At 34.0% G+C, this 16,450-nt stretch carries 16 protein-coding genes; 10 read left to right on the top strand and 6 right to left on the bottom strand.

The genetic code is table 11. The annotated features are described in order from the left end of the window. The first annotated feature begins 58 nt into the window (after positions 1–58). The 10 genes from proC (at position 59) to UH7x_RS05040 (ending at position 10,621) form a co-directional block, all read left to right on the top strand. Positions 59–859, top strand: a complete 801-nt coding sequence (gene proC / locus UH7x_RS04995; protein ID WP_482362622.1) for a pyrroline-5-carboxylate reductase — start codon at positions 59–61, stop codon at positions 857–859. Positions 860–990: 131 nt separating this feature from the next. After that, the gene (locus UH7x_RS05000) at positions 991–2,121 is read left to right on the top strand and encodes an aspartate aminotransferase family protein (RefSeq protein ID WP_482362623.1); all 1,131 of its coding nucleotides are present in this window, start codon (positions 991–993) and stop codon (positions 2,119–2,121) included. Further along, positions 2,118–3,314 carry a glutamate-5-semialdehyde dehydrogenase gene (locus tag UH7x_RS05005; protein WP_482362624.1) on the top strand — a complete coding sequence of 399 codons (1,197 nt, stop codon included), beginning with the start codon at positions 2,118–2,120 and terminating at the stop codon, positions 3,312–3,314. Before UH7x_RS05000 ends, UH7x_RS05005 begins: the two co-directional genes overlap by 4 nt. Positions 3,315–3,316: 2 nt before the next feature. Further along, entirely contained in the window at positions 3,317–4,081 is a 765-nt protein-coding gene (gene proB / locus UH7x_RS05010; protein WP_482362625.1) for a glutamate 5-kinase, read from the top strand. Further along, complete coding sequence (locus UH7x_RS05015) at positions 4,078–5,016, top strand: N-acetylornithine carbamoyltransferase (protein ID WP_482362626.1); 939 nt, start codon at positions 4,078–4,080, stop codon at positions 5,014–5,016. Before proB ends, UH7x_RS05015 begins: the two co-directional genes overlap by 4 nt. Next, on the top strand, positions 5,017–5,766 hold the full coding sequence (locus UH7x_RS05020) for an SDR family NAD(P)-dependent oxidoreductase (protein ID WP_482362627.1): 750 nt from the start codon (positions 5,017–5,019) through the stop codon (positions 5,764–5,766). A gap of 1 nt (position 5,767) precedes the next feature. Then, positions 5,768–6,547 carry an acetylglutamate kinase gene (gene argB, locus UH7x_RS05025; RefSeq protein ID WP_482362628.1) on the top strand — a complete coding sequence of 260 codons (780 nt, stop codon included), beginning with the start codon at positions 5,768–5,770 and terminating at the stop codon, positions 6,545–6,547. Position 6,548: 1 nt separating this feature from the next. Continuing rightward, positions 6,549–7,613 (top strand): M20 family metallo-hydrolase, encoded by a 1,065-nt coding sequence (locus UH7x_RS05030; protein WP_482362629.1) that lies wholly within the window; start codon positions 6,549–6,551, stop codon positions 7,611–7,613. Between the two features lie 99 nt (positions 7,614–7,712). Next, on the top strand, positions 7,713–8,993 hold the full coding sequence (gene argH, locus UH7x_RS05035; protein WP_482362630.1) for an argininosuccinate lyase: 1,281 nt from the start codon (positions 7,713–7,715) through the stop codon (positions 8,991–8,993). A 44-nt stretch (positions 8,994–9,037) separates the two neighbouring features. Beyond that, a complete protein-coding gene (locus UH7x_RS05040; RefSeq protein WP_482362631.1) occupies positions 9,038–10,621 on the top strand; it encodes a M1 family metallopeptidase in 1,584 nt (527 codons plus the stop codon). 15 nt (positions 10,622–10,636) lie between these two features. Here UH7x_RS05040 and UH7x_RS05045 read toward each other — a convergent pair whose 3' ends face one another. From UH7x_RS05045 to UH7x_RS05070, 6 genes are all read right to left on the bottom strand, one after another. Beyond that, complete coding sequence (locus UH7x_RS05045) at positions 10,637–11,719, bottom strand: zinc-binding metallopeptidase family protein (protein WP_482362632.1); 1,083 nt, start codon at positions 11,717–11,719, stop codon at positions 10,637–10,639. Between the two features lie 23 nt (positions 11,720–11,742). Next, a complete protein-coding gene (locus UH7x_RS05050; protein ID WP_482362633.1) occupies positions 11,743–12,585 on the bottom strand; it encodes a pseudouridine synthase in 843 nt (280 codons plus the stop codon). A 118-nt stretch (positions 12,586–12,703) separates the two neighbouring features. Next, positions 12,704–13,624, bottom strand: a complete 921-nt coding sequence (locus tag UH7x_RS05055; protein ID WP_482362634.1) for a geranylgeranylglycerol-phosphate geranylgeranyltransferase — start codon at positions 13,622–13,624, stop codon at positions 12,704–12,706. 9 nt (positions 13,625–13,633) lie between these two features. After that, positions 13,634–14,572, bottom strand: coding sequence for a mevalonate kinase family protein (locus UH7x_RS05060; protein ID WP_482362635.1), 939 nt, complete (start codon positions 14,570–14,572; stop codon positions 13,634–13,636). Between the two features lie 89 nt (positions 14,573–14,661). Continuing rightward, positions 14,662–15,744, bottom strand: coding sequence for a diphosphomevalonate decarboxylase (locus UH7x_RS05065; RefSeq protein WP_482362636.1), 1,083 nt, complete (start codon positions 15,742–15,744; stop codon positions 14,662–14,664). 61 nt (positions 15,745–15,805) lie between these two features. Further along, positions 15,806–16,345, bottom strand: coding sequence for a DUF1697 domain-containing protein (locus UH7x_RS05070; RefSeq protein ID WP_482362637.1), 540 nt, complete (start codon positions 16,343–16,345; stop codon positions 15,806–15,808). Between the last annotated feature and the right edge of the window lie 105 nt (positions 16,346–16,450).

The following is a 16,450-nucleotide window of genomic DNA, read 5'->3' on the forward strand; positions in this document are numbered from 1 at the left end:
AAGTAGTTTGAAATAAGAATAAAACGCACCGCTATATGCGTTAAATAAAAAGGAAACCATGAGAATAGCCATCATAGGAGCAGGAAATTTAGGATTATCAATCGCAAAAGGTATTTTACATTCAAAGGGATCAAATCACTTGTATCTCACTAAAAGAAACCCAACAGAGATATACAATTTTGAAAAATACGGCAATGTCATAATCACTTCGGATAATATAGAAGCTGTAAAAAACTCACAGGTTTTAATATTTGCTGTTCAACCCGGTCAACTAGAATCTATTCTAATTGAAATTAAGGACGTACTTGCGAAAAGACATATAATTATCTCTACCATTACTGGTTTTAGCATTGCAAAAATTGAGACTATAATTGGTGTAAATCATAACATTATTAGAAGCATGCCAAATACAGCTATTTCAGTTGGTAAATCTATGACATGTATATGTTCTAATGAAAAAGGAAAAAGCAGAATTGATTTAGCCAAGGCAATTTTCAATCGCATGGGCCATTCAATAGAAATTCCTGAAGATCAAATGCAGGCCGCCACTGTAATTTGCGCAAGCGGAATCGCATTCTGGATGCGCTTAATGCGCGCTACTACTCAAGGAGCTATACAGCTTGGTTTTGATGCAAAAGAAGCGCAAGAGCTTGCAGTTTACACTTGTAATGGCGCAGCCAGTCTATTAATCGAATCAGGGAATCATCCTGAGGAGGAAATAGATCGTGTAACCACACCACAAGGTTGTACTATTCAAGGGTTAAATGAAATGGAACACCAGGGTTTAAGTTCATCCTTAATCCAAGGCATCGTTGCATCCTTTGAAAAAATTAGCAACATCAAAGAAAGACAAGTCTAATGTAGCCCTACCCCTTTAGGGAATACCAATATTAAAAATGTAAAAACAAATACATATATCTAAATCAAATACAAAAGCATTGCTTCCATGTGTAAGATTTATTATTTTATTTGAATTTGAACTATAAAAGCATGAATCTATTTGACGTTTACCCATTATATAATGTAACTCCTGTTTCAGCTAAAGGCATCTTAGTAACTGATGAACAAGGCAAAACATATCATGATTTTTACGGAGGGCATGCTGTGATTTCAATTGGGCATTCGCATCCACATTATGTAAAGCGAATAAAAGACCAGTTAGATAAAATTGGTTTCTACAGTAATTCGGTGAAAAACCCATTGCAAGTAGAGCTTGCAACTAAATTAGGTATACTATCCGATTGCGAAGATTATAATTTATTTTTAATTAATTCGGGTGCCGAAGCAAATGAAAATGCATTAAAATTAGCTTCTTTTCATACTGGAAAGTCAAGGGTAATTGCATTTAAAAATGGATTTCACGGAAGAACTTCTGCAGCAGTTGCAGCAACTGACAATCCAAAAATTAACGCACCATTAAATCAACAGCAAAAAGTAACCATTCTGCCATTTGATGACGTTGAAGCTTTTGAAAAAGAAATTTCAAAAGATGATATTTGTAGTGTAATTATTGAAACAATACAAGGTGTTGGCGGTTTAGATGAACCTACGGCTGCATTTTATCAAAAAGTAGCTGCTCTTTGTAAAGAAAACAATGTTCTTTTAATTGCTGACGAAGTACAATGTGGTTTTGGTCGAAGTGGAAAATTCTTTGGATTTCAGCACTATAAAGGAATTATACCAGACATAATAACTATAGCAAAAGGAATGGGAAATGGATTTCCTGTAGGTGGTGTTTTAATTCACGAAAGTATAGAAGCTTCATATGGATTATTAGGCACCACTTTCGGCGGTAATCACCTAGCGTGTGCTGCTACTTTAGCCGTTCTAGAAGTTTTAGAATCTGAAAATTTAATAGAAAATGCTGCAACTTTAGAAAGTTATTTTAGAAAAAAAGCAGCTGAAATTCCGCAAATAAAAAGAGTGAAAGGTAGAGGTCTAATGTTAGGACTAGAATTTGATTTCGAAGTAGCCGATCTTAGAAAAAGGTTGATTCACAATCAACTTTTATTCACCGGTGGCGCTAAAGACAAACACATTTTAAGAGTGCTACCGGCCTTAAATATTAACAAAGAACATCTTGACTTATTTTTTAACGCTTTAAAAGTAGAACTAGCATGAACATACTCTTGAATATTTCGCAAAGAAATGCTGTACTACTTACTATGGCTTCTTTGTTAGAAAGTGATAAAAATGCACTTCTTTCCGCAAATGAAACGGATATGAACAGCTATTCCGGTGATGATATTGCTATGCGAGATCGCCTAAAAGTTGACAATTCAAAAATTGAAGGAATGATTTTATCATTGCAACAATTAGCAAGTTTAGAAGATCCTTTAGGAGTCGAACGATTTAATTTTACGCATGAAAATGGAATGCAGGTAAGTAATAAAACAGCGCCCTTTGGCACCGTTTTAATTATTTATGAATCGCGACCAGATGTAACTATTGAAGCTGCTGGGATTGCATTTAAATCTGGTAATAAAATCTTATTAAAGGGTGGCAAAGAATCTATAAATAGCAATCTGGTATTGGTAGAATTGTGGCACAAGGCATTGCAAGAAAATGGAGTAGCTAACGACTGGGTTACTTATTTACAATTTGATAGAAGTCAGACGCAAGAATTTTTAGAAAAGCCAACACAAAAGGTAGATTTAATTGTGCCAAGAGGTGGTGAACGATTAATTGCATTTGTTAAGCAACATGCTACTTGCCCCGTAATTGTTAGCGGTCGCGGAAATAATTTTATATACGTTGATGCCGAAGCAGATTTACAAATGGCATTAGACATTATTATTAATGGTAAGACCACCAAAATATCTGCCTGTAATGCTATAGATAAAGTATTAATTGATTCTAATCTTGTTCGAAAGCAACAATTTCTTCAGCATTTAATTCAAGAATTACAAAAGAGTAATGTTGAAATACTGGCCGATAATGCGCTTTCTAGTTTAGAAGGCACAAAGTCAATTGAAAATGAAAGCGTGTGGTTTGAAGAGTTTCTAGATTATAAAATAGTAATTGGGCAGACGGTAGATTTAGAAGAAGCTATTTCTAAAATAAACACATATGGTGGAGGTCACTCAGCTTGTATTATTACAGGCAATTCGGAAAATGCAGACCAGTTTATGAATAATGTTGACAGTGCAGCAGTGTACCATAATGCATCAACACGATTTACAGATGGCGGGCAATTTGGTTTAGGCGGTGAACTCGCAATAAGTACAGATAAATTACACCAACGTGGGCCAATAGGATTACAACATCTTGTGACTAACAAATGGTATATAAAAGGTAATGGGCAAATTAGATAAATATGACGAAGAAACGAATCTTATTAAAAATAGGCTCAAATACTTTAACAAAAGAAACCGACCAGATTTCTAGAGGAAAAATTGAAGATATTGGTAGGCAAATTGTTTTATTAAAAGATGAATACGAATTTATTATAGTCAGTTCTGGTGCAATTACAGCCGCAAAGCAATTTGTTAAACTAGAGCATAATGGTGAAGAAATAAGCATGAAACAGGCTTTGGCTTCTATAGGTCAACCACACCTAATGCGGATGTTTCAAGAGAATTTTAGAGAGCTGGGACTCTTTACTTCACAATGTTTATTGTCGTATTCCGATTTTGAAAATCCGAAGTCAAAAGGAAATATTAAAAACACCATTGACATCTTGGTATCTAACAATTTCATTCCAATAATTAATGAAAACGACACTGTAGCTGCCGATGAAATTCAGTTTGGCGATAATGATAAATTAGCAGCTTTAACAGCCGCACTTTTACAGGCAGACTTACTATTAATCGCAACGAACACCAACGGAATCTATACCAAAGCATCAATAGAAAACGGCCACCCTGTAACGATAACAGAACCAGTCGGAATTGAAGAACTAATAAAGGAGATTAGTGTTGTAAAATCTTCGCATGGAACAGGTGGAATGCAGTCGAAAATTGAAGCTGCTACCATTGCAAGTGAAGCTAATATTGAAACCTGGATTACTAACGGGCTAAAAGACAATTTTATAACCGATGCGCTAAATAGTATTAGTCATTTTACAAAAATAAAAGCATGAGAAATTACCTCTCAATAAAAGATATTGATTCGTTAACTGATTGGGTAGCGGAAGCACGAGAATTAAAAAACAACCCGAGACAATTAAATAATTTAGGCAAGAATAAAACTATAGGTCTATTATTCTTTAACAACAGTTTACGTACGCGATTAAGCACCCAAAAAGCTGCCATGAATTTAGGGCTAGAAGTTATTGTAATGAATTTTGGCAGTGAAGGTTGGGCTTTAGAATACGCAGATGGCACTATAATGAATGAAGGCACTTCTGAACATATTAAGGAAGCGGCTCAAGTAGTTTCTCAATACTGCGATATTGTTGCCATTCGAGCCTTCGCAAATTTAAAGGATAAAGAGAAAGATGAGGCGGAACAAGTTTTAAATGGTTTTAAAAAGTACGCCAACATTCCTGTTGTAAATATGGAAAGTTCTGTAGGGCATCCGTTACAAGCATTAGCAGATGCTATTACTTTAGACGAAAACAATTCAAAAAGTAGACCTAAAATAGTTTTATCATGGGCACCGCATCCAAAGGCATTGCCACATGCCGTAGCTAATTCGTTTGTTGAGATGATGCAATTACAAGATGCTGATTTTGTGATAACACATCCTGAAGGATACGAATTAGATAAAAAAATAACAAAAGATTTAACCATAGAACACGACCAGAATAAAGCATTAGAAAATGCAGATTTCGTCTATGTGAAAAATTGGAGTAGTTATACCGATTACGGAAAGATTGTAAATCAAGATTCCAATTGGATGATTACTAAAAAGAAATTAGGTGATGCAAAATTCATGCATTGTCTACCTGTAAGAAGAAATGTGGTAGTTGCAGATGAAGTTCTAGACAGCAAACAATCGCTGGTTATTGAACAAGCGAATAATAGAACCTACGCCGCACAAATTGTATTGAAAAAAATATTAGAAAATAGCTAGGTGAATTTAAAACTAAAAGATAAAACATGTATTGTAACCGGAGCCACTAGTGGAATGGGTAAGGCTATTGCTATAGCATTTCATGAAGCCGGAGCGAATCTTGTTTTATCTGGAAGAAATGAGGAACGGGGTAATTTATTAGCTCGTAAACTTGAAAATTCGATTTTTCTAGCTGGGGATGTTAGTGAACCAAAGTACAATGAAAGACTTGTTGCCGCAGCAATTGAAAATTTCGGAATGTTAGATGTTGTTTCTCTGAACGCTGGAATATTAGGTCTAGGTAATGTTATTGATTTATCGATTGATGACTGGCACAATACATTAAACACTAACTTAAGTTCAATTTTCTATATTTCTAAATATGCTACTCCATATTTAGAAAAAAATAACGGAAATATTTTGATTAACGCATCAATTGCAGCCTATAAAAGCTTTCCAAATCATCCTGCTTATTGTGCATCTAAAGCGGGTTCAGTTTCATTAATGAAGCAAATGGCTGTAGATTATGCTCCAAAAATCAGAGTTAATGCTATTTGTCCAGGCCCTGTAGACACACCTTTAATCTGGGATTCTGCCAAAGCTTTTAAAAATCCAGAATTGGCAGTTGAAAATGCTGGTAAAGCAACTTTATTAAAACGTCTAGGGAAACCTGAGGACATAGCGAGTTTAGCACTTTTTTTAGTCTCTGAAGATGCTTCTTGGATAACAGGAACTGCAATGAATATAGACGGTGGGATATTAAACGCATAAAATGAAAGAAAAATTATCAATTATAAAGATAGGCGGAAACGTCATTGAAAACGAAGAAGAACTATCCAAATTCTTATCTAGTTTTTCTCAGTTAAAGGGATTAAAAATACTAGTTCATGGTGGTGGAAAATTGGCTACACAGTTGGCCAATCAATTAGGTATAGAATCGAAAATGTTTCAGGGCAGAAGAATCACAGATGCTGATAGCCTTAAAATAATTACCATGGTTTATGCAGGCTTAACCAACAAAAATATTGTAGCACAATTACAATCAAATAATTGCAATGCAATTGGATTAAGTGGTGCAGATGGCAATACAATTAAAGCTCATAAAAGACCCGTGCGAGATATTGATTTCGGATTTGTAGGTGATGTCGAAAAAGTTGATGCAACAATTATAGACCAATTATTGACTATTAATTTAACACCTGTTTTCTGTGCTATGTCACATAACATGCGCGGACAATTATTAAATACGAATGCTGACACAATTGCTTCGGAAATTGCAATTGCCATGAGTTCTATTTATGAAACTACTTTGTATTATTGTTTTGAAAAGAAAGGAGTTTTAATGAACGTAAATGACGATAACTCTGTGGTTACAGAAATTAATTCCGAGTCATACAAACAATTACTTTTTGATGATATAATTGCTGATGGAATGCTTCCTAAAATGGAAAATTGTTTTCATGCATTAAAAAACAATGTAAAAAAAGTCTGTATAGGCGACACGAAAATGCTCGATCCAAAATCTGATTTATTCACAACCTTGACCTTATAGAATGGAGCAAAAAGCACTCACTGAAAAAGCCATTGAACTCTTAAAAGAATTGATTTCAATACAATCTTTTTCATCGGAAGAAGATAAAACTGCTGATGCCATAGAAAAATGGTTTCAAGCTTTTAATATTCCTTTTCAACGAAAAATAAATAATGTCTTTGCTGTCAACAAACATTTCGATGAAAGTAAACCTACATTGTTATTAAATTCGCATCATGATACTGTTAAACCGAATCAAGCGTATACAAAAGACCCATTTCACCCGCATGTGGAAGATGGAAAGCTATATGGATTGGGCAGTAACGACGCTGGCGGTTGTTTAGTTTCTTTGTTGGCCACTTTTACTCATTTTTATGAAAGTGAAAGTTTGAACCATAATATATTAATGGTAGCTTCTATGGAAGAAGAAAGTGCTGGCGAAAATAGTCTGCGAGGCTTATTACCAAACCTTCCTAAAATTGATGTAGCCATTGTAGGCGAACCCACTTTACTTGACTTAGCGATTGCAGAAAAAGGTTTAATTGTTTTTGATGCAGTGGTGAAAGGTACTCCCTCGCATGCAGCACATCCGAATACTGACAATTCAATTTATAACACCATTGAAGTTTTAAATTGGTTCAAAAATTATAAGTTTGAAAAGATGTCTGAGGCTCTTGGTGCAGTAAAATTAACGGTTACACAAATCAGTGCAGGCAGTCAGCATAACGTAGTACCTTCTCAAGTAGATTTAGTAATTGATGTTCGTGTAAATGATAAATATACGAATGCAGAAATAGCCGAAATTCTAAAACGAGAAGCACCATGCGAGTTAAAAGAACGTTCTTTGCGATTGAATTCATCAGCGATTGATAAAAATCATGCTTTGGTGAAATCAGGAATCGCACTAGGTAGAAAAACTTATGGTTCCCCTACCCTTTCGGACCAAGCGGCGTTAAGCTGTCAGTCCTTAAAATTAGGCCCTGGCGATAGTACGCGTTCTCATTCGGCCGATGAATTTATATATGTTCATGAAATTGAAGAAGGAATCGGTTTGTACATTAAAATTTTAAATGGATTTTTGTACTAAACATGCTGCAAATTATTTAATTAACGAACACAAGAACTTTAAATACAAGCACTAACAATTTTGTATTTAAAATTCACATTTGAACTTGAATTTAATATTATGAAACTTTGGGACAAAGGCTTTAGCACTGATAAAAAAATCGATCATTTCACTGTCGGTAATGATCGAGAACTCGATTTGTATTTAGCGAAATATGATGTAATAGCCTCGAGAGCTCATGCTAAAATGCTAGGAAAAATAGGGCTGCTTACAGAAAAAGAAACAAAAGCCTTAGTAGCTGAGCTCGACAGTTTAAAGTCAAGAATTGAAAAAGGAACCTTCACTATTGAAGACAATTTTGAGGATATGCATTCCAAAATTGAGTATCAATTAACCCTTGCTTTAGGCGATACAGGAAAAAAAATTCATACTGCTCGATCAAGAAACGATCAAGTTTTAGTGGCTATGCATTTATATCTTAAAGATGAACTTGCCGAAATAAAATCGCAAACAAAAACGCTTTTCGATTTACTATTAAATTTAGCAGATAAGCATAAGAATGTTCTATTACCAGGCTATACACACTTGCAAATTGCTATGCCATCATCTTTTGGCCTATGGTTTTCTGCCTATGCAGAAAGTTTAATCGATGATCTTTACTTTATAGATGCTGCGTTCAAAGTAGCAGATCAAAATCCGTTAGGTAGTGCCGCTGGTTATGGTAGTTCTTTCCCAATAGACAGAACTTTCACTACCAAAGAAATGGGTTTTGAAACTATGAAATATAATGTTGTTGCCGCCCAAATGGGACGTGGTAAAGTTGAAAAAGCTACAGCATTCGGCATGGCGAATATTGCTGCTACGCTATCAAAAATGGCAATGGACATCTGTTTGTATATGAGTCAGAATTTTAATTTTATTTCTTTTCCTGATGAATTAACGACAGGTAGTAGTATTATGCCGCATAAAAAGAATCCAGATGTTTTCGAATTAGTTAGAGGCAAATGCAACAAACTCCAAGCAGTACCTAACCAATTAACATTGGTCATCAACAATTTACCTAGTGGCTATCATAGAGATTTACAATTGGTAAAAGAAATCATAGTACCTGCTATTCAAGAAATGAAAGCTTGTTTAGAAATATTGACTTTTAGTCTTAAAGAAATTCGGGTTAATGATGGAATTCTAGAAGATCCTAAATACGATTACCTCTTTAGTGTCGACACACTTAACGAATTAGTACAAAGCGGAATGCCTTTTCGTGATGCCTATAAAAAAATGGGAAAAGAAATTAACGCAGGCACATTTACACCAAAAAGAGATATTAAACACACACATGAAGGTAGTTTAGGACAGTTGTGTTTGAATGAAATTCGTGAGAAGATGAATAAGATTAGATAACCGAATGGTGTGCGAGGTATTATTTTATTGAAAAATTAACCAAGATGAAAAAGCATTACTTATTTATTGTTCTAATTCTCTCTGTGATAATTGTGAACGCCCAAGACACTTACCAAAGAAATTCATCTGCAGATGTTAAGGGTTATGTTTTCAATCTATTGTTAAATGATGAAAACAATGTAATAAACGGAGAAGCAGAAATTAGTGTGACTTTCAATGAGGACGTAAATAATTTCAGTTTAGATCTTATTGGCAAATCGGCTACTTACGGTATGCAAATTACCGAGGTTTTTGAAGATAGCACTAAAGCCAATTATAGTTACGAGCATAATAAAATAAAAATAACGCCAAACAACAAATCCACCTCTAAGGAACGAGTGTATAAAGTGATTTATTACGGAATTCCTGAGCGTGGTTTGGTGATTGACACTACAAAATTTGGACAACGTTCCTTCTTTGGTGATAATTGGCCCAATCTTGCAAGACACTGGCTACCATCTGTTGATCACCCATCAGACAAGGCAACAATTGAATTTAGAATTACAGCTCCAGATCATTACGATGTTGTAGCCACGGGCGAAAAAATTGAAGAAAGTAATTTAAAGAATGGTTTTAAGCTTACTACTTATAAAGAACCGGCACCCGTACCTATGAAAGTAGTTACCATCGGTGTAACTGAATTTGCTAGCAAATTATTGGCTGAAGTAGAGGGCATACCTGTATCGGCTTGGGTGTATCCTGAAAATAGATTAGATGGCTTTTCAGATTATAGTGTAGCTACTAATGTTCTAAAATATTTTATTGATAATATTGGACCGTATTCTTATGCTAAATTGGCAAACATGCAAGCCAAAACTCAATGGGGTGGGTTAGAAAATGCTGGAACTATATCTTACTTTGAAAATTCTGTTACAGGCAAAAACGAAGTTGAAGGACTAATTGCGCACGAGATTGCGCATCAATGGTTTGGTAATTCGGCAAGTGAAAACGATTGGAATCATGTTTGGCTAAGTGAAGGTTTTGCCACATATTTTGCTATTCTATATCAAGAAAGTGTTTATGGCGATAAAAAACGAAAAGAAGAATTAGCACTTGACCAAAAACAAATTATTGCCTATTACACCAAAAACCCTGCGCCTATAGTTGACCCAAGTATTACGAATCCGATGAAGGTGTTAAGCGTTAACACCTATCAAAAAGCTGGTTGGGTATTAAATATGTTACGGCATAAATTAGGTAACGAAACTTTTTGGAAAGGTATAAAAGCATATTACGCTAAGTTTCAGAATTCAAACGCAATGACTGCAGATTTTCAAAAAGTAATGGAGAATGTATCCGGTGAAAATCTTGAATCCTTTTTCCAGCAATGGATATTCACCAAAGGTTACCCAGAGCTAAAATGGGATTGGACCTATACTAAAGGAAAAGTACGAATCAATATCAGTCAGGTACAAGACCACGTAATTTTTAATTTTCCATTGGAAATCTCTACAACTACAAAAGGTGTTTCAAAACTAGAAACTATTCAAGTAGATTCTAAAGCACAATCTTTTTCTTTCGCTGTTGATTCGAAACCAGATTCGGTAATACTTGATCCAAATTCCTGGTTGCTTTTTGAAGAAAAATAATAATCTTAATCTCTGTTAACCGATCATTGTTCCAGTCCTACTATTCCAAAGTAGCTTATGAATAAATTCTAATTTATTCTTTACCGGTTCTGATATTACAAAGGGATAAGGATCACTTTCACCCATAGATCGGTTCATACTATTCATTGCAAAAAGTAGTGGAATACCAGTATCTAGGATTACTTTGAAATCTTTTTCTAAATACGGATCAAATGTGGCATTCATTCCTAATTTATTTTCGCCCATAAGTTTAGGATCAATTTGTAATCCAAAATTATATGCTGTTTCAAGTGCATCCATAAGGTGCAAATAATGAGACCAAGTTTCTGCCCAATCTTCCCAAGCATGTGAAGAGGCATATTTACTTATATATGTAGTTTGCCAATTTAATTGCGGACCATTGGCATAGTAGTTACTCAATGCATCAGAATATGAATACGTTTCATCACCAAAAACAATTCTAAAATTCTGCAGATTTTGAAAATCATCACGGATTAATCTATCCCAAAAATAATGACCAACTTCATGCCTAAAATGTCCAAGCAACGTTCTATACCGCTCTTCCATTTGCTGTTTTATCTGTTCTCGAATTACGGCATCAGCTTCAGAAATCAGAATAGTTATCACCCCATCTGCATGACCAGTCTTTACTCCTTTTTGAGACTGATCCATATCATCTTGTGACAAAAAATCAAATGAGAGTCCATTTTTAGGGTCATCAGTCTTACTTACAACAGGCAGTCTTAATCGTAATAATTGATAAACTAGTCGGTGTTTGGCATATTCAATTCTACGCCAACGTTCAAAATTTTGATCATCACTTAAATCGGGAATAGTTCTGTTTAATGAACAGGCTAAACAAAAATCGCTAGGTTGTTCCTTTTTAACAAGCCAGTTACAAGTCCCGTGCGAATTATTAGCACAATATTTATAAGTTGTACCAGCTAATTCTTGAAGATTCCATTCCTGAAGGTTTGGGTTTAAAGAAACTATTTGATTATAATACGAAGAATAGCCTAAAAAATACCCACAACTAACACATGTATTATTCTCAAAAACAACAATATGGTTGCAGTTCGAACATTGAAACAATTTCATGTATAGTTAATTTTTAAGACTTCTTATTTAATCATATTTAGATTAATCAATTCTTGATCAGTTAAATAACGCCAATGTCCTCTTGGCAAATCTTTCTTAGTTAAACCTGCATAGGATACACGATCAATCTTTACCACTTCGTAGTCAAGGTGTTCAAAAATAAGTTCCACAACTTTATTTTTTGAGCTAAATATTTCTATACCAACCTCTCTTTTAGGAGCATTGTCAATAAAACTTATATCTTGTACACGAATCGGTTTTTCATCCAAAGTAATACCTTCTTGTATCTTCTTCATATCAGCACTTCGAAGATCCTTATTAAGCACTACATGGTATATTTTACGAAGGCCATTTTTAGGACTTTTCAAACGCTTCGTTAAATCACCATCATTTGTAAACAAAAGCAGGCCTGTTGCCTCTTTATCCATTTTATCAACAGGTAATAAGGGTGTTTTTGAGGCATTAGAAATCAAGCCAGAAACATTACGTCTTCCTCTTGCATCTCTAACAGTTGTAGTAAAATCTTTTGGCTTATTAAGAAGTACATACTCTTTCTTAATCGGATTCAGTAATCGACCATCAAACTTAACCTCATCAGTCAATTTAACTTTATAACCCATTTCTGTAATAGTCTTTCCGTTAACCGTAACGCTACCAGCAGAGATGTAAATATCGGCATCGCGTCGTGAGCAAACTCCAGAATTGGAAACATACTTATTCAAACGAACTAAATCAGGATTACTAGGCTGCTTTATTACAGGAGCTGCATTCCCTTGTTTTTTTGGCTTAATAAAACTTTTCTTCCTAAAACTACCTGCGTTTTTTCCAGATGTTTTTTTATTCTGGCTAGATTCAGACTTACCCATATTCAAACTTTTTGCAAAGGTAGCTTTAATCTTTTAACATATGAGTGCAAATCTCTGTATTATAACGGTTAATATTACCATTACAAGGGCAATTCACTGCGAATGCTCATCAATATTTCTAGATGATATTCCACTGTTGAAAGCGGTTAATAATCATATCAACATCAATTAAAAGAATACTAAAAACTCCTACAATGATGATGAGCTTAAGTATGTTATGCAGACCTACATAATGAAGCTTAGTTTTGGCTTTCCAAAGCATAATTAAAAAAAGTATAAGAAACGCAACGCAGCCTAAGAAATAGATATACATATAGCCAACATCGAAATACTTTATGAGTAGTAAGGAAGGAATTATAGTTAATGCAACTAAAAAACTTACACAATACTTTGAGAAACGATGACCATAAATAATCGGAATAGTTTTATAATTCTGTGCTAAATCACCCGCAATATTCTCTAAATCTTTAATCATTTCTCGAATAAGTATTAATAGAAAAAGGAATATAGCATGAACAAATATGACATTTTCAAAATTTTTATAATATACGAATACCGCGAAAAAAGGTGCTATAGAGAGCGTAGCGGAAACAAAATTACCTACAAACGGAATTCGTTTAAGCTTATGTGAATAAAACCAAATACCGAAAATATAAGCTGAAAAGAAAAGCACAGCTCTAAACGAAACATAACTAGCTGCAAAGACTGCTAAGAAATTGAGAATGAAATAAGTAGTTAATTTAAACCTTTGGCTTACCAAGCGGTCTAACATACTTTTTCTTGGCTTATTTATAAGATCCTTCTCTGCATCGTAAAAGTTATTAATAATATAACCACTAGCGATAACAAGTGCTGAAGCTACAACTATTAGAAAAAGATTTAAATCGAAAATTACCTTCCTTACTGGTAAATGGTGTGCTAAAATATAAACCGCAGCCAAATATTGGGCCAAGGCAATCATTAAGATGTTGTATCCTCTAACTACAGAAAACAGACTCAATAACTTTAGCAGTAAGAGTTTGTTTTTTCTCGTAAGCATTTAATGAGTTTAGAAGTTATAAACCACTTCTAAATTGTAGTCTTTCAAGGTTTTTTTAGCTTGATCATAATCTTGAGTAAAGCCCAAAATATAACCTCCGCCACCAGAACCACAAAGTTTAAGGTAGTATTCATTTGTTTCAATACCACGTTGCCATAGTTCATGAAACTTAGTTGGTATCATTGGTTTAAAATTATCAAGAACAACATGAGAAAGCTGTTTCAAATTACCAAAAAGTGATTTCACATTACCATTTACAAAATCATCTACACAAGCATCGGTATGTTTAATAAACTGATCTTTCAACATATTTCGGAAACCCTCTTGCTTCATTTTCTCCATGAAAAGTTGCACCATAGGCGCTGTTTCACCTGTTGAACCACTATCTAACAAAAACACAGCTCCTTTACCCTCTGTATTCTGAGAAGGAAGGCTTGTAGATTCTATATTATCTTTTGAATTTATTAAGATAGGAAGACTTAAATAACTATTTAAAGGATCTAAACCTGAAGATTTTCCATGAAAGAAAGACTCCATTTTTCCAAAAATAGTCTTTAACACTAATAATTTTTCCCGTGTCAGGTTCTCTAAAACAGTAATCTTATTCTGAGCGTATTTATCATATATAGCAGCTACTAACGCACCACTACTGCCCACACCATAACCCTGTGGTATTGAACTATCGAAATACATTCCTGACTCTACATCTGCTTTTAAAGACTTAAAGTCAAAAGAAACCAATTCAGGGCTATTCTTTTGAATCATTTCAAGATAACCAACAAATTCTCTTAAGCTGCTATTAGATTTTTTAGCAACTTCGGAAGTATTATCATCAGCCTTTAAGGCGCCTTTGAAAAAATTATAAGGTATAGATAGACCTTTAGAATCCTTGATAATTCCGTATTCTCCGAAGAGTAATATTTTTGAATAAAAGAGGGGACCTTTCATTTATGGGGTGTTATTTTATTAATGGTTGGCATGAAATCTTAAGTTCATATAATTACCTAACGCTAATTAGACGAGAATCTGACAAAAAGTTACGCTTTTTTTGCTCCTAATCCAATTTGATCACAAATATACTGTCCGTTTTCACAATATGCAACCAACTCATTCTTAATAAATTGGTCTATTATCATCTTTTCAGATGCTGGATAAAGCACATGTACGTTAGCACCTGCATCTAATGTAAAACAGACATTAGTATTAGAAAGTTCTCGAAAAGCCCATATTTTATTAATGATTTCGAGCGTATTAGGCTTCATAAGTATAAAATAAGGATGACTCGTCATCATCATGGAGTGCAATGTTAACGCCTCACTTTCCACAATTTTTATAAATTCATTTAAGTCTCCATCCGCAAAAATTGCTTCTAATCTCGATAAATTTTCATTTGCTTGGTTAAATCGTTGTTCAGCAAATGGGTGATTATGCATTAAATCGTGTCCTACTGTACTACTCACCTGCTTTTGTCCTTTATCGACCAACAATATAGTATCACAATAATTATTAAACACTTTATGTACTTTATAAGGATAATTTATTCCAAATAAATCGGAACTACCTTCGGTAGAGTTATGCTTACCCCATTGTACTATTGGCCCTTGAATACTTCTTGCAGCACTACCAGAACCCAATCTCGCCAAAAACGAGGCTTTTTGAGTAAAATAATCGTTACTCATATCTGGATTCAGTTGTTTTTCGATATCCATTAGGCATAAAGCCAAAGCGCTCATACCTGATGCAGAAGAAGCTATACCACTACTATGCGGAAAAGAATTTGAAGTTTTAATAGTAAAATGATATTCAGAAAGGAAGGGAAGGTATTTTTCTATTCGTTTAAAAAAAGTAGTGATTTTAGGCCTAAAATCATCCTTTTTACTTCCTTCAAGGAAAATATCAAAAGAAAAATCTTTATTCGCTGTAGATAACTTCACAAAACTCAGATAAGTTGTTGTTGCACAATTATCCAGTGTAAAACTTATTGAAGGGTTTGCAGGAATCTGCTTCGCTCGTTTACCCCAATATTTAACAAGGGCTATATTACTTGGTGATTTCCAAGAAGTTTCTCCATCTATAATAGTTGCCGTGTATGTTTTAGGAATAAAATCTTGCTCGGTCATTCTAAATTTGTTTTGGCAAAGATAAGTTTTTGCTATCTCTAAATTTTTGGCAGACTCTAAATTACTTAGACATTTCTAACAGCTTAACCATTGTTCTATAATTACGAGATGTAGCCGAAACTTTCAATTTCCGTTCTATTAAATTATTAGTGAGTTTGGCTTTTCCAGCACCATTAAGATATTTTAAATAAACACAATTACTTTTAACTAAAAATTGATCGTTTACAAAGTCCATTTTTCTAAATTCCTCTACTATTTCAGGCGCTGCTTCATTTTCTAGTAGGGCAAAATAAATTTTCTTGTTTTCAATATCACTCGCATTTGTAAATGGATTATCATCAAAAATCTGTTTTAATTCAGCATACTTTTTCACCAAAACAAAAACATCAAAACCAAAAGATTCATGAATACCCTTTTTCACTTTTAAAGCAACTTTATTTTTATCATCAACATTACATTGCAAAACAACATTGCCACTTTGAATATAGGTTTGCACATCAATAAAGCCTTTGCGCTCAAGCATAATGCGTAACTCGGCCATAATAATTTTCTTTTGACCGCTAACATTTATTCCTCTAAGCAAAACGATATACTTGTTCATTTTAAATTCTATTCTTCACAAAGATTGAAAAATTAATGCTTAAAAAATCAAATTACTAACTTAGAAGTATGATATAAAAAAGTAATAATCAAGTTCAATATCCAG

Source organism: Aurantibacter sp. UH7 (assembly GCF_056839165.1).